We start from the raw sequence: 22,370 nt of genomic DNA, 5'->3' as shown, positions 1-22,370 counted from the left end.
GGCTACTCGGAGTCACCTGTTCAGCGAAACACACCAGATGGTATTACCTGGGCACACGAACAGACTTGGTGCAGCCTTCGTCTAAAAGAGCTGCAAATCTGGGATTGGCCAGGGTTTCATCCGTCTGCGCCCATAGGCGATCATATTGGGTATCAATGTATTCGATAAAGCCGGGGTCTATGGTTTGATCCACCGGGGATTGCGCGACTGCGTGCATCATGAAGATGTCAAAGGCACAAAGACCGCTTGGGTTCGAAGCCAACAATGCGCGCATAAAGTCGTGCGAACTCCAAGGCAGACGCTGCAAGTTTACCGGCGTTTCCTGCAGTTTGGACAAAAACCCTGACGACTTGTCATATAGCAGGATGTCCATGCCAAAGGTGAAGGACTGAAACAGCTCTTCCAGCAGAATCGATTTGTGAAAGTCCCTTTCAAGCTTGCCGGGGCGATCATGGGCCGGTTGTTTGACCACGATATGGGTCCCCTGCCCCCGATGGCCAAAAAAGGTCTGCGCCATCGCCGGTGATGTCACCACATAGTTTCGACCCGCAGGCAGTCCAAGCTGGTGGAGTTCACTGAGCCAGTCGATATCTGCTGAAAGGTCCCGGTTGGGAGGGAACCCGGAATACAATCGCAAAACCACGGTTCGACCGGTTCCACAATCCCGCGCAGACGGGCCAGCGTACCGCATGGGTGTCGGGTGGCCGAAGCTGTGTTTCAGCAACTCTCGAAAAGTATCAAGAACGACCAGCGTTTGCGGATGCGGTTGTTCGCCGACCAGGCACAAGGCTGCACCAACCAGATCGCGGCCATTGATGTGAACTGGAATCGCCATATCGCGCCCCAGCATCGTGGACCGAAGCTCATACCCCCATCCTTTCTGTGCAAGTTCGATATAATCGCTCTTTTCCGCGCGCAGCGCGTCTGCAAAAGCAACAATCGCCAATACTTGCAATAATAAATAGCGCATACAATCCCTCGCCAGGTGACACGTATTGTATCCGGAACAGGGTTCTCTCGCAAAACTCTTTAAGGGCCACCTCGATGGAAATGGCGATCCGTTCTATCCCGGCGGACGCAACCTAGAAAATGTCGTCCAAGGCGATTGACCCACAGTCGGATCGCTTCCCGGCTGACAATGACGCCCGACACCGCCAGCTGGTGTTCGGCATCAGCCGTGCTCGACGCTAATCGGTGGTACGCCCGTACCGCGCGCGCAATGGTGTCACGAAGGTAGCGGACTCCTTACAGTCGAGGCATATGAGGTGGAATACCAATGACGCTGACACACCCAGATCAATCCCGGTCAACAATTTGGCAATATCCCGGAGAATCTTCTCGGCGATGCAGGACTGCAGAAAGAGACCAATACACTACGGCTCTGCTCCTACGCGGGGCTTACATTCAGATGACCAGGGGGATGGCAAATGCGACGGCAGCTCGCCCCACCACGCTTGCGAACCACAAGACCGCGGAACACCCAATAGGCATAACCCGTGTAGGTCAGAATGAACGCAACCAGGATCAGGGTTCCGACCAGTGCGAAAGCAAGGCTTTCGTCCTGGGCAGCGGCCTGCTAGATGCTGAGCGACGGCGGAACTATCATCGGATAGAAACTGATGCGGATGCCGACGAAGCTGACGACAAAGAACCCAAGCGCCGAAAGGAAGAGCTGCAGATCCTTCTGATCATTCAGGATCGTAAAGAACACCCAGGTCAACGCCAGCATGACCAGCGAAACGGCCATCGAGACCAGGCTCCCAGGCAAGTTAAACCAACGTTCGAAGCAGGTCGGATCCTGGAACGGTGTCAGCAGGCTGAACAGCCCGATCAAGCCCAGCGTCGCGGCACCCAGCCACCAGACATAACCGCGCATCTGCACCTGCAAATCGTGTCAATCCCGGAGCAAAAGGGGTCCACGCGTCGGTGTAAAATCCGGAGATGGCGTACCTGTAGTCGCGAACGGTTTTACTGGTGCGGGGCAACCGACGCAGTAAGCAATTGCTTAGAGTACTCGTGGTTGGGACGACCCGTGCGCAGAGTTTCCGAGGACATTACCTCAACAATCTCACCATTACGCATAACTGCCAGTTTTTTGCACATATGCGCGATAACTGGAAGATCATGGGAAACCATTAGATAAGTCAGCCCGCGCTGTTTGCGCAGATCAGTCAGCAGATTGAGCACCTCAGCCTGAACGCTGACATCCAAAGCAGAAGTGGGTTCGTCCAATAGCAAGATGTCCGGCTCACCGGCCAAGGCCCGTGCAATCGCGACACGTTGTCGTTGGCCACCAGAGAGTTGATGCGGAAAGCGGTACCGAAAACGCTGCCCAAGCCCAACATCGTCCAAAACCCCGGCTACACGTTTGTCGATATTATCCAATCCATGCAGGTGAATTGTTTCGCTGAGAACCTGATCAACCGTGTGCCTCGGATGTAGTGAAGCGTATGGATCCTGAAACACCATCTGAACGGTTCGAAAAAACGATCGGTCCCGTCTTGATCCGGAAAGTGGCTGACCTTCAACGTTGATAGTACCCGACCAATGCGGTGCAAGCCCCGTTATTGCACGTAGAATAGTCGACTTTCCGGAACCACTCTCACCCACAAGACCAAAACTCTCGCCCTGTATTACCTCAAGACTCGCGCCTCTTACTGCATCTACGCGTTCGTGCGCGTGACCGAACCAGACATTCAAGTCCCTGATTTCCAGTGCAATCATTTCAACCCCTCACGCTTGGCGCTTCGGACCAGGCCGGATCGCGGGCCAGCACACTCAGGTGTGAGCGTTTGTCATCAAGCCGCGGGAGTGAATTCAGCAGCCCTCTGGTATAGGGATGCCGGGCCTTGTGCAGCTTGTCAGCTTCGCAAACTTCGACAATCCGCCCGGAATACATGATCAGGACGCGGTCGCAGAATTCGGACACCAGATTCAAGTCATGGCTGATGAAAATCAAACCCATTCCCCGTTCCTTGACCAGGCCGTCCATAATGTTCAGTACTTGCCGCTGAACGCTGACATCCAGTGCCGAAGTGGGTTCATCAGCGATCAGTATCTTGGGATTGGGAATTAGCATCATGGCAATCATGATACGCTGCCCCATCCCACCTGAAACCTCATGCGGATAAGCCCGCATCACACGCTCGGGATCACGGATCGAAACACTCTCCAGCATCTCGATCGCCATCTTTTTGGCGCGTGCCTTTGAACCGGAATTATGCTGAAGGTAGGCCTCCATGAGCTGCTCTCCAACAGTAACTACTGGGTTCAGTGAGAACTTCGGATCCTGCATGACCATGGAAATCTTTTTGCCACGCACCTCGCGCATTTTGCGTTCGCTGAGTTTCAGCAGGTCTTGGCTTTCCAGATTGATGTGATCAGCCTCGACGATACCCGGTTTGCGGATCAGGCGCAGAATGGCCCGGCCCGTCATCGACTTACCGGAACCACTTTCGCCGACGATACCCAAACGTTCTCGCCCCAGCGAAAAAGAGACACCGCGCACAGCATCAAACACACCCTGCCGGGTCGGGAACCGAACCCAAAGGTCTTCGATATCCAAAAGACTCATTGTCCACCATCCTTCGGGTCGAGCGCGTCCCTCAGCCCATCGCCCAACAGGTTGAAGGCGAGTGAGACCGTGAAGATCGCAAGCCCCGGTACAGTCGCGACCCACCAGTGATCAAGGATGAACCTGCGGCCTTCTGAAATCATCGCGCCCCATTCCGGACTTGGCGGTTGTGCCCCCAAGCCAAGAAAGCCAAGACCGGCTGCGGCCAGAATGATCCCCGCCATGTCGAGCGTAACACGTACTATCAGTGACGAGATACAAAGCGGCCAGATATGTCGAGTAATGATCCGCAGCGGCCCGGCACCCTGAAGGCGTACCGCGTTGATATAGTCGGTCGATCGGATCGTAAGCGTTTCTGCCCGCGCCATGCGTGCATAAGGCGGCCATGCCGTGAGCGAAATTGCCAGCACCGCGTTTTCGATCCCTGCCCCGAGCGCAGCTACAAAAGCCAATGCCAAAACAAGTCGCGGGAAGGCGAGGAAGATGTCGGTTATCCGCATGAGGATCACATCTGCCCATCCACCCGCATATCCGGCGACAGTCCCGACCAAAAGACCCGCGACCGGGGCAATGAGCGCCACCAGCGCCACGATGTATAGCGTAATTCGCGCCCCATAGATCAGACGGGACAGAATATCCCGCCCCAAGCTGTCGGTTCCAAGCAAGTGTCCTTCGGCGCCGATGGGAAGCAATCGGCTGGACAGATTCTGAACAAACGGATCATATGGCGCGAGGATAGGCGCAAAGACGGCAGCGAAAACGAGCACCACAAGGATTGCCAAACCAACCATAGCCATCGAGTTCGACCGCAAGGTCAGCCAGCCTTTGTACAAGCTGGCCAATCTGGCATGCCGGCGGGATGTGGGTTCGTCGGTCAGCAGCCACTGACGCAAAGTCATGTCGCTCATTTCGACCTCGGATCAAAGAAACGGTAAAGAAGGTCCGAGAATATGTTCAGGCAGATAAAGATCAGACCAACCACCACTGTTCCTCCGAGAACGGCATTCATGTCAGCGCTTAGCAGAGCGGTCGTGATATAGCTGCCGATCCCCGGCCAGCTAAAGATGATCTCGGTCAGAACAGAACCTTCAAGCAGATTAGCATAACTCAACGCGATGACTGTAATAAGCTGTACTCGGATATTCTTGAAGGCGTGGCGCCAGATAACCTGCCGCTCTGACAGGCCTTTGACGCGAGCGGTAATAACATATTCCGCCGACAACTGTTCCAGCATGAAGGATCGCGTCATCCGGCTGATGTAGGCCAGCGAGTAATACCCCAGCAGCGCGGCTGGCAGGATGATATGGGACAAAGCATTTCGGAAGACATCCCAATCTTGAGCTATGGCGCTGTCTACAAGGATCAGTCCTGTTCGCGCAGGAACTATATCTTCATAGAAAATGTCCAGCCGACCTGGACCGCCAACCCAGCCAAGTATCCCGTAGAAGACCAGCAGACCCATAAGCCCCAACCAGAATATTGGCATCGAATAACCAACAAGCGCGACCACACGTGCAATCTGGTCGATCCACGATCCGCGCTTGACAGCGGCGATCACACCCAGCGGAACACCCATAAAGATGCCGATCAAAACACCCAGGGTTGCCAATTCCAGCGTAGCCGGAAATACGCGGGCAATATCCTCGGACACCGGGCGGGCATTCAGCAGAGAGTTGCCAAAATCGCCATGCAGGACATCCCAAAGATAGTATCCGAACTGCACCAACAACGGCTTGTCGAGACCAAGCTGTTGATAGACCGCGTCATACGTCGATTGCGAGGCCCGCTCGCCAACGATCGCCAGCACCGGGTCGATCGGCATGACGCGACCGATGATGAAGGTCACGAACAGCAGGCCCAGCATTGTAATAGCAATGGTGCCAACAGTTTTAAGGATGCTCTTGATCCAATGGATAAGAGGCGCCGCGCGGCGCCCCTCAGTTGGTCTTTCGGCCAGTGCCATTTACTTGGTCACCTGCCAGTATGATGCCGACGTGATCGCCTGGCCGGTCGAGAAGTTAGTTACATTTTCACGCAGCGCCGATTGTTCAATCTGCTGGAACATAATGACAAAGGGTGAGGTTTCACGGAACTCAGCCTGGATTTCTTTGTACATGTCAGCCCGTTTCACGGTGTCGTTCTCAACAACGGCTGCGGCCGTTTTCTCTGTCAGGCCGCCGGTGTCCCAGGAATTTCGCCATGCCAACAGCCCAGTTGCGTTGGCCGCATCTGAATTGTCTGGATTATAGGCAAACGTCCCCGCGTTGGTTTGCGGATCAGGATAATCGGGTCCCCATGCACCAAGATAGACGTCCAGTTCCCGCGCACGGTACCGCGCCAGGATTTGCTTCGCGGTACCAACGGTGATGTTCATGGTGATACCTACCTGAGCGAGTGCATTCTGCATGGACTGGGCGATTTCAATCCGTTCCTGCGCCTCTCGCACACCTACTTCGATCTCAAGTCCGCTAACACCGGCTTCATCCAGCAGTGCCTTTGCTTTTTCGACATCAAAGCTGAACGGGTTCTCATCAGATGCGCCGAGATAAGTTTGTGGCAGGAAATTCTGATGAATTGTGTACTGACCTTTCAGGAAGCTGTCGCGCATCCCTTCATAGTCGATCAGGTATTTGAACGCCTGACGTACCTGAGGTTTGCTGAGCTCGGGATGCTTCTGGTTCAGCGAAACATACATCAGACGGCCCTTCAGCTCATCCGAAATCTTGACACCTGCAACCGATGACACCCCTGCAACGTCTTCGGGGTTCAGGTTGCGGGCAACGTCGATGTCACCGCGCTCCAACAGCAAGCGCTGGCTGGCGCTTTCCTGAACGTGACGAACAACTACACGCTCCATTGCCGGGGCACCCAAATAGAAATCAGGGTTAGACTTCAGGGTTACACTTTCATTGGGCTTCCAGCTCACCAGGCTGTAAGCACCTGAGCCCGCCGTATTGGTTTTGAGCCATTCATTGCCCAGATCGCCATCCTTGTCGTGTTCCATTACCGTCTTTTTGTCGACGATGCCACCGATGGTCGCGGTCAGACAGTTCAGAACGAAGGATGTTGCGTAGGGCTTGTCTGTCGTGATCGTCAGAGTGTTACCATCTGCGACTATTGTTTGTTCGACGTTTTCCGGTGTGAAGCCAAACTGGGTCAGGATAAAGGCCGGCGTTTTATTCAAAATGATCGCGCGGCGCAGAGAAAACTGAACATCTTCCGCAGTTACCGGATTACCGGAGTGAAAGGTCAGCCCTTCCCTGATCTTGAAGGTAATCGACTTGCCGTCTTCTGAAACATCCCAGCTTTCCGCGACGTCTGGCTGATATCCAGCATCAAGATCCAGCGGGTCAAAATTCACAAGCTTTTGGTAAACATTCCGGCTGACATCCGAACCGGCAAATTCAAAGCTCTCCGCAGGATCCAGCGTCGTGATGTCGTCGATACGGTTTGCAATCACCAGCATGTTCGGCGGTGTCTCCGCCATTGCCGAAGTCGAGGTCACGGCGAGCGCCAGTCCCAGCGCCGCACCGGTAAGCAATCTATTAAATGCGTTCATTTTGTCCTCTCTGTCATCAGATCTCTCAACAACGGTTACGATCCCCAGGTTTTTTCAAGTACACGCAACCAGTTTTCGTGGCAGAGCTTCTTGACGAGCTCTTTGCCGTATCCATGGTTTTCCATGGCATCTCTCAATCTGGGCAGCATTGAGATATCTGTTATCTCATCCGGCACCACTGCCCCATCATAGTCCGACCCAAGCCCGACGCGATCTTCGCCCAATACGCCGATCAGATGATCAAGGTGCACGAGCACCTGCGTCAAAGGCACATCAGACAACATCCGTCCGTCTTCACGCAGAAACGCTGCGGCGAAATTAAGACCCACCATCCCGTCGCTTTCCGCAATGGCGCGTAGCTGGTCATCGGTTAGATTTCGCGCATGTGGGCAGATGGAATGGGCATTTGAATGCGTTGCAACCAACGGCGCTTCCGAATATCGCGCCACGTCCCAAAACCCTTTTTCATTGAGATGGGATAAGTCCAACATGATGCCAAGCGCGTTGCAGCGCTGCACGAGCCGCAATCCGTGATCTGTCAGCCCTGGACCAGTATCCGGCCCCGATGGATATCTGAACGGCACCCCGTGACCAAAAATGTTCGGCCTGCTCCAGACCGGCCCGAGAGAACGTAACCCAGCTGCATGGAAAACGTCGAGTGAGTGCAGATCGGCGTCAATCGCTTCGGCACCTTCGATATGGAATATGGCCGCCATCTGACCCTGTGCCTTACAAGCCCGAATATCTGAAACCGAGCGGACCACTTTCAACGCACCCAATCGTTCCAGCTCAAGCAAAATGGCAATCTGGCTCATAGCCGCTGGCAAAGCGTCTTCCGCATCGATCTGATCAGGAAGCGGCAGATCATAGCTGGGCTGAACCATCTCTTCCATCTTGGCATCGACGTCCATGGGGGATGGAACCCAGATGGCAAAGAAACCTCCCCCAAATCCACCTACCTTGGACTTAGTAAGATCAATCGCACCTTCGAGACCGGTTACGAAGCGGTCAGCTTCAGCCAAACCACCCGACGAAAAAAGCTTCGATAATACGTCGTTGTGCCCATCGAAGATAAGAGGATATGTGCTCAACTTTGCATCATCCGATCTAGTATCATTTCGATACACGCTAACAGACGCTATCATCATAATTGCAAAAATTATTGATGAGTTTTACTCATAGAGCTAGTCGGAATCATGTGGGTGTCGTGCAATTGAAGAAACCACGCAACTGGCACTCGCTGCCAGAGTATCAAGCACTACGCGCACTCATGCAGTCTGGAACAACCGCGTCGGCAGCACGACAACTTGGCTTGTCTCAATCAGCAGTAAGCCGGTCCGTCAGCAGCTTGGAAGCTCGACTTGGCAGAACGCTGTTTGAGCGCGATGCGGGCCGATTGCGACCCACACAAGAGGCCGTGAGGCTCAATATGCGGCTGGATCCCTTATTCGAGGCATTGGACCGTATCGATGGTCCGGGTGAAACTGTGCAGGAGACACTGCGCCTCGTCGCACCGCCCAGCTATGCGCATAGATATATCGTTTCCCTCATCGCAAGCTTCATTCGAGGAAACCCGGAGTTTTTCGTTAACCTGGAGGTAACAACTTCGGATATGGTTACGCTTGGTATACTTGAGAACCGTTTCGATCTTGCGGTAACCGGGATCGAACAAAGCCGGGCTGGTATCAAACTCATCCCATTTCGCGAGTCTCCCGCAGTTTGCGTTATGCGACCCGAGCATCCGCTTTCCGGGCGAAAAATACTTAAACCGGTTGACCTGCATGAACAGGAGTTGATCGCCCTAACGTATAGACATGGACGGCGCGGACAACTTGACCGATTGCTTCATCAGGTTCGCGCCGAGCCGAAAATAGTTGCAGAAGTCTCCACCTCTTTTGCCGCTGCGGACATGGCACGTGAAGGGTTGGGACTGGCCGTTATCAACCCCTTTCCAGTGTACCAATATCGATCTCCCGACTTGGCATTTGTCCGATTTGAGTCTCCGATGCGGTATCGCGGTCACTTTGTCGTATCAGATCAAAAACCGGTTCCAAGAATCGCGCGGGCCTTCATGCGACATCTTCGATTGAATACACCTCCCGATCCGTTTTCAGACCCAGGCTAGCTCGTCTATTTTAGTGGGTTGTGTCGCACATTTTGGACTTGGTTTGAAAAGAGCACTGGGTCCCGCGTTTGTTGCCTTTGGATAGATCACAAACAGGTACTACCATGTTCTTTTCGAAAGGCAGTCACTTCCCCAAGGATGCGGTTTTTTTACGCGATGTGCGGGTTGACCACACTGCCTTGAACAGTTGGGTGGCGAAACATTCACCGTTGGTCGCAGCACGCGACCGTTCGAAAAAGCGCCTAACACTGAAATCTTGGCGTATGGACGAAACCTATTTGCGTGTTCGTGGGAAGTGGAAGTACCTCTATCGAGCAGTAGACAAAGCAGGAAATACTCTTGATTTATGCGGTCTGAGCGACGGAATCGTCCGGCAGCCATCAGATTACTTGCCAAAGCGTTATCCACCAACGGAATTCCAAAATTGATCGTGATTCACAAGAGCGGTGCCAATGCAGCCGGTATGCCTTGGGAGCAAAAAAGGGCGGCGCCAGATCAACCGGCACCGCCGGAAACGTCTCCGTGATGATGCCACGCCACAACGAAGTTAGTCTTCGTCGAGCAGATCGGTACCGTAGGAGTTGTCGACCGTACAGAGCCATCCACGTGTTTCGTCTTGTACGAAAACGTAGGTGGCACGGCGGTCAATTGGTTCCTTGGCCTCTCCGGTGTGGAGCACCGTTTCCATGATCACCAGCGCCGTACCACAACCCTCGATCACCTGTGCTTTACCTTGCGTGACGGTCAGCGTGTTCCCGAAATGCTTGGCGATTGCCTTGAAGGCCTTCCGAATCTGGAACTTGCCGCGCGCGATCTGGCCAGGCTGAACCACAAGAACGGCGTCGTCAGCATAAAGCTCCACGAGGGTATCGAAGTCTTCGGCATTTATTGCCGTGTCCGCCAGTTTGATCAGGTTGAGAACGTCATGTTCCTGCATCTTAATGTCCTTTCCGGAAATTTTGCATCATGCCGAAGATGTTTGACTGTACCGCGTCTCCGGGGTGAACCACGAAGAACCGCGCCCACCAGATCAGCAACGACTGAAGCGGTGCGCGGATCAGGAGGTAGATCGGTCCCTGAACATGCCCGCCCATGCCGGTGTGATTGAACGCGGCATAAACATTGACTGGAAAGAACGCGACCAAGACGCCGATGCCGAAAAGTCCGGCCAGGCGACGGTTGGCAGGATTTATGAGTCCGGCGGCAACGCCAAGTTCGAGCAGTCCGGTTGCCAGGACGAGCGGCGTGGCAAAGGGAATGAACGGTGGCATCATCCGGGTCATTGCCTTGGTCTCGACAAAGTGGCCGACGCCAAAGAAAGCGAAGGCAAGGGCGATGCCGATGGTACTACCTAAACGCGTTTTACCTGTGCCGCAGATTGCCCGCGCGACAAGAAGGGGTATGAAACGCAGGCAGAGTATGATGAGGGGCGTTGTCATCTTTCCAACTCGCTAAACAACGACGACATTGCCGCGCTTGCGGCCCGTTTCGACGTAAGCGTGCGCTTCGACCAGGTCGGAAAGTGAATAGACGCGATCCATCACCGGCGAAAACTTGTTCTCGGCCATGAGCGTCAGAACTTCCGACAACTCTTCTCGATGGACTTCGGGTTTCGTCATACCGGCAGCAGCAAACATCGCCTTTTTGTGCCAGAATAGCCCGGTCAGGATCGTGTCGCGCAAAAGCGCCAACCCAAGCACCGGACACAGATAGCGCCCGTTCTCAGCAAGCGCGGGTTTGGCCGCGCCAAAGGACGAAACCCCGAGCGTGTCGAAGACAACGTCATAATCGGCCCCTTGCTTGAGAGGGTCTTCGACGTTGTAGTCCGCAGCATGGTCAGCGCCGAGAGAGCGGAGTAACTCCGTGTTACGTGCGCTTGCGCTGGCAGTGACCTTTGCGCCGAGTGCTTTGGCGAATTGGACCGCCGCGGTCCCGAGGCTCCCGGACCCACCAAGGATTAGCACGCGTTCACCTGGTTGCACCTTTGCCACGCGGGTCAGGAAGTGCCAAGATGTCATCGCACCATCAAAGAGCGTGGCAGCCTCTCCATAGTTTACCGTGTCCGGCTTGTTTAGAAGACTGCCTTCCTCGTCGACGCTGATGTGCGTCGCGTTGGCACCAAACCGAAGGCCGGCTTCACCAAAGACGGCGTCGCCGACGTGAAACTTCGTTACAGTGTCTCCGACGGCGACAATATCGCCCGAAAAGCAGGTGCCAGCCAAACCCGCGCGAGGGCGCTTCAATCCGAGAAAGAGACGGGCAAACTTCGGTTGCCCAGCCAGCATCATCCCATCGGCACGAGAAACTGCAGAGGCGTGAATGCGGATCAGAACCTCTGCTGTGGCGGGCGCTGGAACCGGGCGCGAGACCGCGGTGAGAACGTCGGGTCCACCGTAGCGGCTGACGCTCCAGGCGTTGAGTGTCGTTTCCATGGTGATCTCCTTCATTGTACGATGATGGAGATATCGGTTTTCTTTCGATCCAATAATTGTCTATATTGAACCGGAATGGTTCAAAAACGTTACGCTAAATGGATTGGAAGTCACTTCCCGCCTTCCTCGCAGTTGCCCGCTCAGGAACTCTTCGCGCTGGCGCCGAGCAGATGGATGGCACGCATGCCACTGTGCGCCGACAGATCGAAGGGTTGGAGGCGCAGCTTGGAACGACGCTGTTTCGCCGGAACGCGGGGGGGCTGACACTCACGGCGGCCGGACGACGTTTGCTACCACTGGCAATCGAGGCGGAAACGGCGCTGCTCAAAGGGTTCAGTGCGGTCAAAGGTCTCGACCGGGAAGCGTCGGGGCGCATCCGGTTGTCGGCCGATCCGTTGACGGCGCATTATCTGCTCGCACCGGTTCTGGCGGATTTTGCCGCGCTTTACCCGGAGATCGAGATTGAGCTGAAACTGTCCTATCTTCTCGATTCGATCGAGAAGGACGAGACGGATGTATCGATCCGCCATGTTCTTGAGGTTGAGGAGGATGCCTTCGGACGCAAACTCTTTCCCTTGTCGTTGGGGGTCTTTGCGTCGCGTCGCTATATTGATGCGCACCTACCGAACGCTGGATCGAAAGGTAAAGGTCTGACCTGGATCGGCTACGGGGACGTGCCCGAGTTGCAAAAGATGATCGCGGCCACGCCTTTTGCCGAGGCCCGCGTTCGGCACATCGTCACGGACCCACAAATGCACCTGCATCTGGCCCGCGCCGGGGCTGGCATGACATTCCTGTCCAATTGGGTTCCCAGCGTCTTTCCGGAATTGCAGCGCGTGCCTGGAACCCAATTGGATCAACGTCGCTCAACCTGGATTCTTCTGCACGGCGGGCTGCGGCGGGTTCAACGCGCCCGGCTTCTCGTGGATTATTTGGGCGCAGCCCTTTTGGAGCGACGTGCGGACTTCATTGGTCAGTAAGACGTCTGTTGATTAATGCCAGACGACGGCAATCTCGAAAGAAACATCACCGTCATGATTGGTCCTCGGGACTTGCGTTCCGTCGCGGATGGCGTGATCCAGTTCAAGGTGGGTGAAACGAAGAAGACGCCGACTGTCGCCCACCCGGTCCAGCGGGACTGGCCTGGCCAAATTCCATCAGCCGACAAAACAGAAAAGGTAATTGCCGCCAGTATGGCGATGGCAACCGCGGCAATGATCCGCTCGGGATCTGTTGTAATCTTTTGACCACTGACCTTCGTGGCGGGATCGCCTGTGTAGCGAACGGCGTTATCCAGTTGAAGGTTGGTCTATGATTTCTTTCAAAGAAACGCAGTATCCGAAGGATGTGATCCTGTTCGCGGTGTTCTTTTATGTCCGCTACGGTGTTTCCCATCGAGACCTTGAAGAATTCATGGCCGAGCACGGCATTTCTGTTGATCCCACTGTTCTGAGCTGTTGGGTCACATGGTATTCCGGCGCGATCGCTGAAACAGCGCGTCGTCGAAAAGCGCCATGTGATCGTTCGTAGAGAATGGACGAAACTATCATCAAAGTTAAAGGCGCGTGAGTTTACCTCTATTGAGCTGTCGACAAGCACGGCAAGAGCCTTGATTTCATGCTTTTGCGACGTCTTAACAAACCTACCGCCACCAAGTTCTTCGCTAAGATGCAGGACGCGAATGGATTGCCGAGGAAGATTGTGATCGACAAAAGCGGAGCCAACACCGCAGGCATCCAAGCCATCAACAAATGCTAAAAGACTTTGGCTGCCCGATCCCAATCGAGATGGCGAAGCGGAATTACTTGAACAATATCGCGGGGCAGGACCACCGGTTTATCAAGAGGCGTACTCGACCGATTCTGTGCTTCAAGGCCTTTGCTTTTGAATCGGCAACTTTGGATGGGATCGAAGTTGCGAACATGGTTCGCAAAGGTCAGTTCACGCCCGGCCTCTGCCCGCTTCGTCAATTTGCGGAACTGGCTGCTTAACTCGCAGATCCAACGTAACCTCTTCGGTCAGCAAGAAGCTTCGCAACAAAAACCATTGGGGACACCTTGTGTCTGACGTCAGCGCCAATGGGACAGTTTAGGTTGATTTGATTTGAGAGGGTTTCTGGCTCATCCTAACCACCAAGGAGTGAAGATGAGATATCACCGGGCGGCGTACAAGATGATGTCACGTGGAAAACGATGATGCTTGAAAGGCGACATGCACGGAATGAGCGAATTCAAAAATCGTTACGTCACTCCGTCAATGCAACAGTCTCATCAAGGCCGGTTTACGACAAAGTCCGGTACAATCTTTGCCTTCTTGATAGCGGCTTCAACATCATGCCCGGCGAAGAATCCAAATCCTGAGATGAGTGCCGATACTATCCCGGCATTGCGTGCGCCCACGATGTCTGTGTGCAGGCTGTCGCCAACCATCAGCACGCGGGATTTGTCGATGTGCCCGAGGCGTCGGAAAGCAAGATCATAAATGTTGCCGAAAGGCTTTCCAAAAAACTGAGGCGCAATACCTGTTCGGTCTGCCAGCCTGTGCGCGAAAAGACCGGGCTCTTTGGAAAAGCCATACTCGCGAGGCGCGACTATGTCAGGGTTGCCTACCATTACCGGGCGGGGACGCTTTAACAAGGCAGTTTCCAACATGGCTTGCCTCGTTTCGGTCCATACCGCTGACCCGATCATCAAAAATCCGTCGACGGTTTCGTAGGGTTTCGGGTCATCTTCCAGATAGGATACTTGCAACCCCTCCAGATCGCGAAGACCGTCACTTGGTGTCGCCATCAATCCCCAATGCAGCTTCCTTTGGCCGTTTAGTTCACCCAACAAAGTTGCCCGGCTGGTGATTACGTCCTGCGGTGCGAAATCATAACCAAGCCTGGTATATTTTTCCAAAAGAGCTTCGTGCGGGACTGATGCGGCATTCGACACGACCAGAACACGCTTGCCAGCGGCGTTCAGTGACCTGACCCGTTCCGGTGTGCCTGGAATCGCTGTATCGCCGATATTGAGAACACCGAAAGCATCAAGAAGGAAAACGTCGAACTCATCAGCTATTTCCTCCAACGTCGCTGCCTTGCGCAAGCTCACTTCAGACGGTGTGGTTTCAGGAAGGCGGTGGCGTACAGCCTCGTAGGCATCAAAAGCCTCTCGCGCTGAGAATTCGGTCAAATGATCGCTCCTCGAACTTTCGCCGAGACCCATTCACTAATCATTACCGCGACAAGGATGACAATCAGGATCAGGCTGACTTGTGGCCAGGCCAGAACGTTGAGCGAGGCCGACAATTGCAAACCGATTCCTCCAGCTCCAACCAACCCAAGCACTGTGGATTCGCGGATGTTGATATCCCAACGGAAGACAGCAATGCCTGCAAAAGCGGGCAGGATTTGCGGAACGATCCCGTAAGCCATGACTTGCCAGCGCGAAGCACCGGTTGCCGTGATTGCTTCGACCTGCGTGTGATCAATTTCCTCGATCGCCTCATACAGCAGCTTGGCGCAAAACCCAATTGAACGGATGGCGATCGCTACTACACCAGCAAAGACGCCCGGACCAATAATCGCGATCAGTAGCAACGCCCAGATCAGTGAGTTTATTGAGCGGGTCGAGACAATGACTAACAAGGCAATCGGTCGGATGAACAAAGCCGATGGTGTGGTGTTTCGGGCCGCCAGAAAGGCAACCGGCACCGCCATGAACAACGCGATGATTGTCCCCAGGGTCGCGATGTTCAGAGTGTCCCAAATCGGTCGGCCCAACTGGGTGATGTAGCTCCATTTGGGAGGTGTTGCCCGGGTCCAGATATCGTTCGCGATGCGCGGCGCGTCCCAGACAAAAAACCAGGTCGTCGATTCCGAGATGAGTTGCCAGCAGTAAACAAAAACCGCTACGCCTATTAACCAGCCGAACCATCGAACCAGACTCTGACCCGTTGTCCGACGTCGCCAGACCTGTACTTCATTGCGTTCAAGTACCGGCATTATTGAACCCTCGCGCGGATAATTCCCGAAAGATATTCAAGAGCCATGACGATCCCAATGATGAGGATGAGAATGGCTGCTGCCGTGTCGTATTCATAGCGGTCGAATGCGGTGTTCAACGTCGCGCCGATTCCACCAGCTCCAACCAGTCCGAGGATTGCGCTTTCTCGGAAATTGATGTCGATACGATACATTGAAAGCCCTACAAGCCGCGGCATCACCTGCGGTTGTACTCCATAGTTGATCCATTGAGTCCAACGCGCTCCAGAGGCTTTGATCGCCTCGGCCTGAACCTTGTCCATGGCTTCGATGTCTTCGGCCAGAAGTTTGGAGAGAAAACCAATGGTGGCGAAGGACAGCGTCAGAAATCCGGCCAGGGGACCAAAGCCGAAGATGGCTACTAGCAAAATGGCGACGATGATCTCTTGCAAAGCCCGACTTATCGCGACAATGCCACGGCAAATTATGTAGATTGGCAAGGGGGCGATATTGCGTGCAGCCCCCAAACCGATTGGGATCGAAATCAGGATGCCTACGACCGACGCAGCTACGGTCATGATGATGCTCTCCAGCAGACCGCTCCAAATGTCTGACCACCGCGAAACGAAGTCCGGGCTGGTAAATGCCAGCACAAACGCCCATCCCCGGTCCAGCCCTTCATAAACCCGGCCCCAATCAACATCGATGGTCATGAAAGCCGCGATCAGGTAAGCAAAAAAGCCCAGGATCAAAGCCCATCGGAGCAATGGTTTTTTTACAAAGGCAGGTTTACGCCAGCCTTTTCCCAACATGTCGTCTAACTCTCGATGGCTCATTCCGCGGCCTCGACATCTTCATCCACTTTTTCGATTGTCGCTTCCCAGTCTTCTTCACCGTAGATCTCGGTCAGCTTGTCGGGGGTCAGGCCTGTTGGAAGGCCGTCATATACTATCTCGCCGAAGCGAAGACCCACGACTCGGGGAACAAACATCTGGGCAAGCGCCACGTCATGGATATTGATAATGGCCGCTAACCCGCGCTCCTGACATAGCTCAGTGATTAGGCGCATGATCTGACGACTGGTCTTTGGATCCAGCGACGCAGTTGGCTCATCGACCAGCAAAAGTTTCGGGTTCTGAATCAAAGCGCGGCAGATACCGACCCTTTGGCGTTGACCCCCCGACAGTTCATCCGCCCGTTTGTCAGCCATGTGTAACAGCCCGACTCTATCAAGCAGGCGGAAGGCCTCGTCGACATCCGACTGCGGGTACCGCCGCAGGAAGCTGCGCCAGAACCCCACATATCCCAGCCGTCCCGACAAAACGTTTTCCATAACCGTGAGGCGTTCAACCAAGGCATATTCCTGAAAGATCATGCCCATTGCGCGGCGTGCCTTCCTTAACGCGCCCGAGCCGAGTTTGGTCAGGTCAACCTCATCCAGAAGGACACCCCCAATTGTGGGTTCAACCAAACGGTTAATGCAACGGATCATGGTCGATTTGCCCGCGCCCGAAGGCCCAATCAATGCAAGAACCTGTCCTTTTGGAACCTCAAGATCAATGGCCTTCAAGGCCTGATCACCGGTCTTGTATGTTTTCGTCAGCTTTTGAAGACGCAGCATAAGATGCCCCAAGTTAGGGTGAATAGCGGGCCCTGTCAGGCCCGCCGGATTTTCCAATGTTCATTGGCAGGCGTAGGAAACACCGTTGGCAGCGTCAATTTTCCGAATGACATCCCAAAATTCCTGATAGGTCATCTCAAGGAACTGGCCTTCGTTCGATTTCGAGAACTCAGCTTCAAGTGTCGTGCCCTCCCATTCGAAACTGAAAAAGGCATTTCGGATCTTCTCCTGCAACTCGGGCGTCAGGTTGTAAACGGTGCCAAACCCAGTGGTTGGAAAGGTCTGCGACTTATAGATCGTTACAACATCATCTTCCTTGATCACATCACGCGAGATCATCCGCGATTTTACCGAGTTCGCAATTGAAGCCGCCAGGTAATCCTTGTTGGCAACTCCCAGGATCGAGTTGTCATGCTTGCCAGAATAAACGGGCTCGAAATCGCGTTCCGGCAAAAGATCAAAGTCGCTTTTCAGGATTGCCGAGGGCGCTTTGAACCCAGAGTTCGATGTAGGCGACGTAAAGGCTAATTGCTTTCCTTTGATGTCCTCGACTTTTTCGATGCCTGAACCCGGATAGGTGATGATTTCCATCTCATAACCGAAATTCCCATCTTTCGAGGCCATAATTGTGAAGGGTCGGAAACCGGCGCAGTTCACTGCCAATGGGTTCGAGCCCGTATTGAATCCGGCGATATGCAAACGTCCCGAACGCATCGCTTCGATTTGAGCGGCATTGTTTTGAACCGGGAAAAAAACAACGTCCTTGCCAGTTTCTGCTTTCAAGTGGTCAAGGAAATCCGACCAAGCCGTTTTGTATACGGCTGGGTCTTCAACCGGGGTGTAGGCAAAAATCAATGTGTCAGGATCTATTTGCTCGGAAGGGTCTGTGGGAATGTCCGCGATCAGATCACCGTCCGCGTCGCAGAACCTCTCATCCAGATCACCGCGTGGACAATCCTGCGCCGAAGCAGTGCCGCCAAGCGACAAGAGCGCAATTGCTGATGCTCCAATCAGTAGTTTGATATCGATTTTCATGTCTTCCTCCCAATCATGCGTAGCCTCTGCGGCCACCAATTATCATTCTTCCTTATAGTTGATCAGCGACAAGGATCTTAACCTTGGCACTGGATATTGCGCTCTGCAGTTCTCCTTTTGGTTTTGTATCGGTAACAACGGAATCCAATCCTTCAAGATTGCCTACATGGGCCAGACCCTTGCGGCCGAATTTGTCTGAGTCGATCAGCAGATGTCTTGTAGCGGCCCGTGCCAGCATCATGCGTTTGATGGCCGCAAAACCACGTATCGACTCAGATGGCCCTTCCTCTGAAAAGCCAGACGAGCCAATCAAACAGCGATCGACATTGAAACCGGACAGAAACGCCAGCGTTTCCGAACCGATTGTTGCCGCCTCGGCTGCAAGATATTCGCCAGGACAAAGCAGCACTTCAGCAGCACCGTGGCCGAGGGTCATAGCTACTGGAATCGAATTTGTTATGACCGTGCAATGGATTCCTCGATACGCCAGGGCACGCGCCAACTCGATGGTGGTGGAACCAGAATCGATCATTACTGACTCGCCGTCCTGTATCAGAGCGGCAGCAGTTATGCCGATCCTCTCGCGCTCTTCCATTCTGGCGCCTGTGCGTTCATCAAGGCTTGGGTAATGACCTTGCACCGGGGCTGATGCCCCCCCATGCGCCCGCGCAATCAAACCATCAACAGACAGAGCGTCAACATCTCTGCGGACGGTTTCTGTTGATACGTTGAACCGCCGTGCCAGTTCACTGATACGCACATGAGGTCGCAGTTTCAGTTCCAACAATATCTCGCGCAGGCGGTCGGATTTCTTAACCCGCTTCTGACCCTTATCCGTTTTTTTGCTGCGCATTTTTGATTTGGACATACAACGACTGACTCGGCTACAGCTACAGCTACAGCTACAGCTACAGCTACAGCTACAGCTACAGCTTTGTGGTCTTTCGGACGTTTTGCAACAAATTTTGTTGCTTAACCCACGTTTCAATGTGCGAGTTCTGCACATACCGAAAATCGTATTGGGTACTGGGCTCATCGATTTGGTTGCCCGTGGCGCGTTGGAACTGGACGGGATGGATGACTTCGCAACCGAAATCGGAATGCTTGGGTTGGAGTTTCGCCGGAAAGCCGGTCGGGCACTGGTAGAATTGGATGACGGTATTCGCCGTAGATCCAGAAGCGATTTGGCAATCAATGATTTGCTTTGTAACCATGAAGCTGAGCCCAAGGAACATTCGAGAAATGGGTTTAACAGCGCACCCGTGCAGTTCCGGATGTTGTAACCGAAGAATAAATCGAAGGCCCTGAAAGCGAAGAAACCAAACGCAGCCGGGAGAAATCCTTGGTGACCAGTGAGCGAACCATTGATGCCCTGCGAGTCAGTTTCAGTGCGGCACGACGCGATGCTGGTCAGCGCGCCAAAGCCAATACTTGCGACCTGAGATTCACACGGCAACTTTATCCAGATGCCAGACATCATCAGGACATTTCCGTCTCTGCCGCAGGTTTCGAGCAACCCCCGGCCCGAATTTTATCACCCAACGCCGGACAGCTTCTTAACACACGTCGATCCCGTGCTGAAGCGGTATCTCTTCGACTTCCCGCAAGCCCAGATTGAAACGAATGTACAGCCACACCGCGTGCGCGGTGTTCTGAGAGCATCGGTTCTGGCGTAACGGTATGAGACGATGGAGCGTTGATAGCGGCGAGGGCGAAAGACGGTGTTAATCTGGTTGTGAGCGGCAAGGAACCTTTGCGCTTGCTTAGGAGAATTGAAGCGCCCCATGAGCTTTTCACGCCTTCGAGTGGGTCTGTGTGATCCTTCGACCCGACTATTCGACCCTTTGTGTGCTCGGTGATCCGCACCCGGCGCAAGATCGCGGACCGACTTGAAATAGCTTCGCAACTTATCCGTGATCGCAATACTGGGTTCGCCGAATTGCGAAATCAGCCGCTTCAGAAAGCGCCGGGCTGCCTTGGCACTCCGCCGTGGTTGGACGAGGACATCAAGAGTTTCACCGTTCGCATCCACGGCCCGCCGAAGGCAGCCCGGCCGCCATCAGGGCCTGGCTAAGCTGCATTTGTTTCCGCTTGTCCCTGCATCGCCGACAGGACCTCTTCCAGGCTGCGGACCGCCCCGTGCTGGAGGTATTCCACCGCTTTGAGGGACGCCTGATGTGCCTCGAGACTGGATCCCGCAACGCAATCCTCGATCACGCGACAGAAGTAGTCTCCCTGGTGTGCGTCGACAAAGGTGTAGTGCACACAGACATCCGTCAGCCCGCCAACAAGGATCAGCGTCTCGACCTTGAGACCCTTCAACAGGATTTCGAGATCTGTGCCGTAGAAGGCAGAATAGCGGCGCTTGGAGATGCGGTAGTCATCGGGGCGCATGCCCAATTCTTCCTCCGCGAAGGCGGTCAGTGGATTGCTATCGAGGCAGTGCACATCTTCGTCCCCGTCTGTTTCGCGGCCCATGTCAATCAGATTGGCACGGTGAATCTCCTGGATGAAGATGACGGGAATACCCACCTCGCGCGCCTTGTCGATGGCCACCTTCGAACGGGCCATGCGGTCGGCATAGTCCGGCATGTGGGCGATGGCGCGCTTGTCATCGGGGATTGGTGCAAAGGTCGATTTCTGGATGTCGATGACGATAAGTGCGGCGCGGCCTTCGATCAGGTCTCTTTTCCTGGACTGGGTCATGGGATTACCTTTCAATAGCGGTTGCGGAAGGATGTGTTGAGATCGTGGCTAGGCGGCGACCCTTGCGGTGCCAGACTCAGATGTTTCACGGGGTCGCAGGTGTCCGAGAAAGCGCTTTTCGGCCAATCTGAAGGCGAAAGTGATCAGGAACACGATTGCCATGTAAAAGACCATTGCCGTCAGCAAGCCCTTGTAGGCAAGATAGTAGTGGCTGTTCAGCCATCGGTCGACGCCCGGCACGTCTTGCAAGATAACCGTGCTGGCAATCACGGAGCCGTGCAGCGTGAAAATGACCTCGTTCGTATAGGCCGGTAAAGCGCGGCGGAAAGCGTTGGGCAGGACCACGAGACGCATCCGGGTGAAGGGTGACATGCCGCAGGCTTTTGCTGCCTTGATTTCGTGGCGCGGCGTAGTTTCGATCGCCCCGCGCAAAAAGCCGGTCGTGTAGGCTGCCGTGTTCTGCGCAAACGCGGTGAACACGCGCCACCACGGGCTGCTCAGGATCGGATCCCACAGGAAACTTTCATGCACGGCCTTAGACTGTCCAAGACCGAAATAGAACAGATAGACCTGCACCAGCAGCAGCGCGCCGCAGAAGACGTAGGTATAGACCCTGATGGCGGGACTTAGGAACGGTTTGCAATAGGCGCGTGCAATGGGCTCTGCTCGTGGCTGCTTTAGCACGTGTATTGGCCCGGCAATCTCGTTCTCCAGCACTGTCATGCGCAACCATAAATTGAAGGATTGAAACACCATAGCCAGACGCGCACGGATGCGTTCGACCTGTCTGGCATCCGCCGGATGGGACATGCCATGGCGATCCTTGGCCATGATGATGTCTTCATCGTGAACGGCAATCAGACCGGAGGTAGGGGTTTCGAGCAGGTTGATGCAACGCAGAAACGTACTTTTTCCAGAACCTGAAGACCCCAGGAGCGAAATCACATCCTCTTCGCAGGCCCTAAGCGATACGCCCTCGAGGACTTCAACCGAGCCGAAAGACATGTGCAGGTCACGCACCACAAGCGAGGCATTCGGGTCGGCAAAGGGCGTTGGAGTGGTCATTCAGGTTCCAATGGGTCGCGGGAAGCGGGAAATTCGATTTAATCCTAACTTTCCCACGGCCTTCTGAAAAACGGGTTTAACTTGCCCTCAGCGAAGCTTTTACCTACGCTGAACTCATGGAAAACACCCTCCGGCACCTGAATGCGCTGCGCGTTTTCGAGGTTGCTGCCCGGCACTCCAGTTTTGCCAAGGCCGCGGTCGAATTGAATGGATGTGTCGCAAACTCTGGGGTCTAGTTGACGAGTATGCCTGATCTAAGGTTTGTACGCGTCGAATTGTTTTCGAA

23 protein-coding genes and 4 pseudogenes are annotated in these 22,370 nt (G+C 54.4%); 5 read left to right on the top strand and 22 right to left on the bottom strand.

Features of this window, described 5'->3' with window-relative positions; genetic code table 11:
• Positions 1–43: 43 nt before the first annotated feature.
• The 9 genes and pseudogenes from AC2FJB_RS14805 to AC2FJB_RS14765 form a co-directional block, all read right to left on the bottom strand.
• Complete coding sequence (locus tag AC2FJB_RS14805; RefSeq protein WP_496719353.1) at positions 44–970, bottom strand: hypothetical protein; 927 nt, start codon at positions 968–970, stop codon at positions 44–46.
• A 92-nt stretch (positions 971–1,062) separates the two neighbouring features.
• A pseudogene (locus AC2FJB_RS14800) lies at positions 1,063–1,221 on the bottom strand (IS6 family transposase); the annotation flags it as partial.
• Between the two features lie 355 nt (positions 1,222–1,576).
• Positions 1,577–1,876, bottom strand: a complete 300-nt coding sequence (locus tag AC2FJB_RS14795) for a hypothetical protein (protein WP_496719352.1) — start codon at positions 1,874–1,876, stop codon at positions 1,577–1,579.
• 92 nt (positions 1,877–1,968) lie between these two features.
• Positions 1,969–2,724, bottom strand: coding sequence for an ABC transporter ATP-binding protein (locus tag AC2FJB_RS14790; protein ID WP_496719351.1), 756 nt, complete (start codon positions 2,722–2,724; stop codon positions 1,969–1,971).
• Position 2,725: 1 nt separating this feature from the next.
• Positions 2,726–3,574 (bottom strand): ABC transporter ATP-binding protein, encoded by an 849-nt coding sequence (locus tag AC2FJB_RS14785; protein WP_496719350.1) that lies wholly within the window; start codon positions 3,572–3,574, stop codon positions 2,726–2,728.
• Positions 3,571–4,482, bottom strand: coding sequence for an ABC transporter permease (locus tag AC2FJB_RS14780; RefSeq protein WP_496719349.1), 912 nt, complete (start codon positions 4,480–4,482; stop codon positions 3,571–3,573). The genes AC2FJB_RS14785 and AC2FJB_RS14780 overlap by 4 nt, the downstream gene beginning before the upstream one ends.
• A complete protein-coding gene (locus tag AC2FJB_RS14775) occupies positions 4,479–5,537 on the bottom strand; it encodes an ABC transporter permease (RefSeq protein WP_299897630.1) in 1,059 nt (352 codons plus the stop codon). Before AC2FJB_RS14775 ends, AC2FJB_RS14780 begins: the two co-directional genes overlap by 4 nt.
• A complete protein-coding gene (locus AC2FJB_RS14770) occupies positions 5,538–7,133 on the bottom strand; it encodes an ABC transporter substrate-binding protein (RefSeq protein WP_299897627.1) in 1,596 nt (531 codons plus the stop codon). It abuts the gene before it with no gap.
• Positions 7,134–7,168: 35 nt separating this feature from the next.
• Positions 7,169–8,224: a dipeptidase gene (locus AC2FJB_RS14765; RefSeq protein ID WP_496670271.1), complete on the bottom strand. Its 1,056-nt coding sequence runs from the start codon at positions 8,222–8,224 to the stop codon at positions 7,169–7,171.
• 59 nt (positions 8,225–8,283) lie between these two features.
• Between AC2FJB_RS14765 and AC2FJB_RS14760 the strand changes: the two genes are divergently transcribed.
• Together AC2FJB_RS14760 and AC2FJB_RS14755 are read left to right on the top strand one after the other, a co-directional pair.
• The gene (locus tag AC2FJB_RS14760) at positions 8,284–9,258 is read left to right on the top strand and encodes a LysR family transcriptional regulator (protein ID WP_496818570.1); all 975 of its coding nucleotides are present in this window, start codon (positions 8,284–8,286) and stop codon (positions 9,256–9,258) included.
• A 104-nt stretch (positions 9,259–9,362) separates the two neighbouring features.
• Entirely contained in the window at positions 9,363–9,686 is a 324-nt protein-coding gene (locus tag AC2FJB_RS14755; RefSeq protein WP_496719348.1) for a DDE-type integrase/transposase/recombinase, read from the top strand.
• Between the two features lie 119 nt (positions 9,687–9,805).
• On the opposite strand, the gene AC2FJB_RS14750 is transcribed toward AC2FJB_RS14755, so the two are convergent.
• From AC2FJB_RS14750 to AC2FJB_RS14740, 3 genes are read right to left on the bottom strand one after another with little or no spacing between them, the layout of a single operon-like run.
• Positions 9,806–10,195 carry a YybH family protein gene (locus tag AC2FJB_RS14750; protein ID WP_496719347.1) on the bottom strand — a complete coding sequence of 130 codons (390 nt, stop codon included), beginning with the start codon at positions 10,193–10,195 and terminating at the stop codon, positions 9,806–9,808.
• Between the two features lies 1 nt (position 10,196).
• On the bottom strand, positions 10,197–10,697 hold the full coding sequence (locus AC2FJB_RS14745; RefSeq protein WP_496719346.1) for a DoxX family protein: 501 nt from the start codon (positions 10,695–10,697) through the stop codon (positions 10,197–10,199).
• Positions 10,698–10,709: 12 nt separating this feature from the next.
• The gene (locus AC2FJB_RS14740; RefSeq protein ID WP_496719345.1) at positions 10,710–11,690 is read right to left on the bottom strand and encodes an NAD(P)-dependent alcohol dehydrogenase; all 981 of its coding nucleotides are present in this window, start codon (positions 11,688–11,690) and stop codon (positions 10,710–10,712) included.
• Positions 11,691–11,788: 98 nt separating this feature from the next.
• Here AC2FJB_RS14740 and AC2FJB_RS14735 point away from each other — a divergent pair, with 98 nt between their 5' ends.
• The 3 genes and pseudogenes from AC2FJB_RS14735 to AC2FJB_RS14725 all read left to right on the top strand — a co-directional run bounded on the left by AC2FJB_RS14735 (position 11,789) and on the right by AC2FJB_RS14725 (position 13,681).
• Positions 11,789–12,670: a LysR family transcriptional regulator gene (locus AC2FJB_RS14735; protein ID WP_496719344.1), complete on the top strand. Its 882-nt coding sequence runs from the start codon at positions 11,789–11,791 to the stop codon at positions 12,668–12,670.
• A 15-nt stretch (positions 12,671–12,685) separates the two neighbouring features.
• On the top strand, positions 12,686–12,937 hold the full coding sequence (locus AC2FJB_RS14730) for a hypothetical protein (RefSeq protein WP_496719343.1): 252 nt from the start codon (positions 12,686–12,688) through the stop codon (positions 12,935–12,937).
• Positions 12,938–13,001: 64 nt separating this feature from the next.
• A pseudogene (locus AC2FJB_RS14725) lies at positions 13,002–13,681 on the top strand (IS6 family transposase).
• A 279-nt stretch (positions 13,682–13,960) separates the two neighbouring features.
• Here AC2FJB_RS14725 and AC2FJB_RS14720 read toward each other — a convergent pair.
• From AC2FJB_RS14720 to AC2FJB_RS14675, 10 genes and pseudogenes are all read right to left on the bottom strand, one after another.
• Positions 13,961–14,899, bottom strand: coding sequence for an HAD-IIA family hydrolase (locus AC2FJB_RS14720; protein ID WP_496719342.1), 939 nt, complete (start codon positions 14,897–14,899; stop codon positions 13,961–13,963).
• Positions 14,863–15,678, bottom strand: a complete 816-nt coding sequence (gene phnE / locus AC2FJB_RS14715; RefSeq protein WP_117873982.1) for a phosphonate ABC transporter, permease protein PhnE — start codon at positions 15,676–15,678, stop codon at positions 14,863–14,865. The genes AC2FJB_RS14720 and phnE (AC2FJB_RS14715) overlap by 37 nt, the downstream gene beginning before the upstream one ends.
• Positions 15,678–16,493, bottom strand: coding sequence for a phosphonate ABC transporter, permease protein PhnE (gene phnE / locus AC2FJB_RS14710; protein ID WP_299897609.1), 816 nt, complete (start codon positions 16,491–16,493; stop codon positions 15,678–15,680). Before phnE (AC2FJB_RS14710) ends, phnE (AC2FJB_RS14715) begins: the two co-directional genes overlap by 1 nt.
• Positions 16,490–17,278 (bottom strand): phosphonate ABC transporter ATP-binding protein, encoded by a 789-nt coding sequence (gene phnC / locus AC2FJB_RS14705; RefSeq protein WP_496719341.1) that lies wholly within the window; start codon positions 17,276–17,278, stop codon positions 16,490–16,492. The genes phnE (AC2FJB_RS14710) and phnC overlap by 4 nt, the downstream gene beginning before the upstream one ends.
• A gap of 60 nt (positions 17,279–17,338) precedes the next feature.
• Positions 17,339–18,313, bottom strand: a complete 975-nt coding sequence (gene phnD / locus AC2FJB_RS14700; protein ID WP_299897604.1) for a phosphate/phosphite/phosphonate ABC transporter substrate-binding protein — start codon at positions 18,311–18,313, stop codon at positions 17,339–17,341.
• Positions 18,314–18,365: 52 nt separating this feature from the next.
• Positions 18,366–19,181, bottom strand: a complete 816-nt coding sequence (locus tag AC2FJB_RS14695) for a DeoR/GlpR family DNA-binding transcription regulator (RefSeq protein WP_117873973.1) — start codon at positions 19,179–19,181, stop codon at positions 18,366–18,368.
• A gap of 580 nt (positions 19,182–19,761) precedes the next feature.
• A pseudogene (locus AC2FJB_RS14690) lies at positions 19,762–19,995 on the bottom strand (hypothetical protein); the annotation flags it as partial.
• Positions 19,971–20,357: pseudogene (locus tag AC2FJB_RS14685) on the bottom strand (DDE-type integrase/transposase/recombinase); the annotation flags it as partial. The pseudogenes AC2FJB_RS14690 and AC2FJB_RS14685, both read right to left, overlap by 25 nt.
• A gap of 26 nt (positions 20,358–20,383) precedes the next feature.
• Positions 20,384–21,019 carry a cysteine hydrolase family protein gene (locus tag AC2FJB_RS14680; protein ID WP_496719338.1) on the bottom strand — a complete coding sequence of 212 codons (636 nt, stop codon included), beginning with the start codon at positions 21,017–21,019 and terminating at the stop codon, positions 20,384–20,386.
• 48 nt (positions 21,020–21,067) lie between these two features.
• Complete coding sequence (locus AC2FJB_RS14675) at positions 21,068–22,084, bottom strand: ABC transporter permease subunit (protein ID WP_496719337.1); 1,017 nt, start codon at positions 22,082–22,084, stop codon at positions 21,068–21,070.
• Positions 22,085–22,370 lie beyond the last annotated feature (286 nt).

It is taken from the genome of Ruegeria sp. CDSC085, from assembly GCF_059610465.1.
This window is presented reverse-complemented; position numbering and strand designations above follow the sequence as displayed.

Coding starts and splice junctions, on each gene's coding strand:
- AC2FJB_RS14695 (WP_117873973.1), bottom strand. CDS start 19,181: ATGTCCAAATCAAAAATGCGCAGCAAAAAAACGGATAAGGGTCAGAAG.
- AC2FJB_RS14720 (WP_496719342.1), bottom strand. CDS start 14,899: ATGGGTCTCGGCGAAAGTTCGAGGAGCGATCATTTGACCGAATTCTCA.
- AC2FJB_RS14745 (WP_496719346.1), bottom strand. CDS start 10,697: ATGACAACGCCCCTCATCATACTCTGCCTGCGTTTCATACCCCTTCTT.
- AC2FJB_RS14805 (WP_496719353.1), bottom strand. CDS start 970: ATGCGCTATTTATTATTGCAAGTATTGGCGATTGTTGCTTTTGCAGAC.
- AC2FJB_RS14750 (WP_496719347.1), bottom strand. CDS start 10,195: ATGCAGGAACATGACGTTCTCAACCTGATCAAACTGGCGGACACGGCA.
- AC2FJB_RS14740 (WP_496719345.1), bottom strand. CDS start 11,690: ATGGAAACGACACTCAACGCCTGGAGCGTCAGCCGCTACGGTGGACCC.
- AC2FJB_RS14730 (WP_496719343.1), top strand. CDS start 12,686: ATGCCAGACGACGGCAATCTCGAAAGAAACATCACCGTCATGATTGGT.
- AC2FJB_RS14770 (WP_299897627.1), bottom strand. CDS start 7,133: ATGAACGCATTTAATAGATTGCTTACCGGTGCGGCGCTGGGACTGGCG.
- AC2FJB_RS14675 (WP_496719337.1), bottom strand. CDS start 22,084: ATGACCACTCCAACGCCCTTTGCCGACCCGAATGCCTCGCTTGTGGTG.
- AC2FJB_RS14785 (WP_496719350.1), bottom strand. CDS start 3,574: ATGAGTCTTTTGGATATCGAAGACCTTTGGGTTCGGTTCCCGACCCGG.
- phnE (WP_299897609.1), bottom strand. CDS start 16,493: ATGAGCCATCGAGAGTTAGACGACATGTTGGGAAAAGGCTGGCGTAAA.
- AC2FJB_RS14780 (WP_496719349.1), bottom strand. CDS start 4,482: ATGAGCGACATGACTTTGCGTCAGTGGCTGCTGACCGACGAACCCACA.
- AC2FJB_RS14775 (WP_299897630.1), bottom strand. CDS start 5,537: ATGGCACTGGCCGAAAGACCAACTGAGGGGCGCCGCGCGGCGCCTCTT.
- phnD (WP_299897604.1), bottom strand. CDS start 18,313: ATGAAAATCGATATCAAACTACTGATTGGAGCATCAGCAATTGCGCTC.
- phnE (WP_117873982.1), bottom strand. CDS start 15,678: ATGCCGGTACTTGAACGCAATGAAGTACAGGTCTGGCGACGTCGGACA.
- AC2FJB_RS14790 (WP_496719351.1), bottom strand. CDS start 2,724: ATGATTGCACTGGAAATCAGGGACTTGAATGTCTGGTTCGGTCACGCG.
- phnC (WP_496719341.1), bottom strand. CDS start 17,278: ATGCTGCGTCTTCAAAAGCTGACGAAAACATACAAGACCGGTGATCAG.
- AC2FJB_RS14795 (WP_496719352.1), bottom strand. CDS start 1,876: ATGCGCGGTTATGTCTGGTGGCTGGGTGCCGCGACGCTGGGCTTGATC.
- AC2FJB_RS14735 (WP_496719344.1), top strand. CDS start 11,789: ATGGATTGGAAGTCACTTCCCGCCTTCCTCGCAGTTGCCCGCTCAGGA.
- AC2FJB_RS14755 (WP_496719348.1), top strand. CDS start 9,363: ATGTTCTTTTCGAAAGGCAGTCACTTCCCCAAGGATGCGGTTTTTTTA.
- AC2FJB_RS14680 (WP_496719338.1), bottom strand. CDS start 21,019: ATGACCCAGTCCAGGAAAAGAGACCTGATCGAAGGCCGCGCCGCACTT.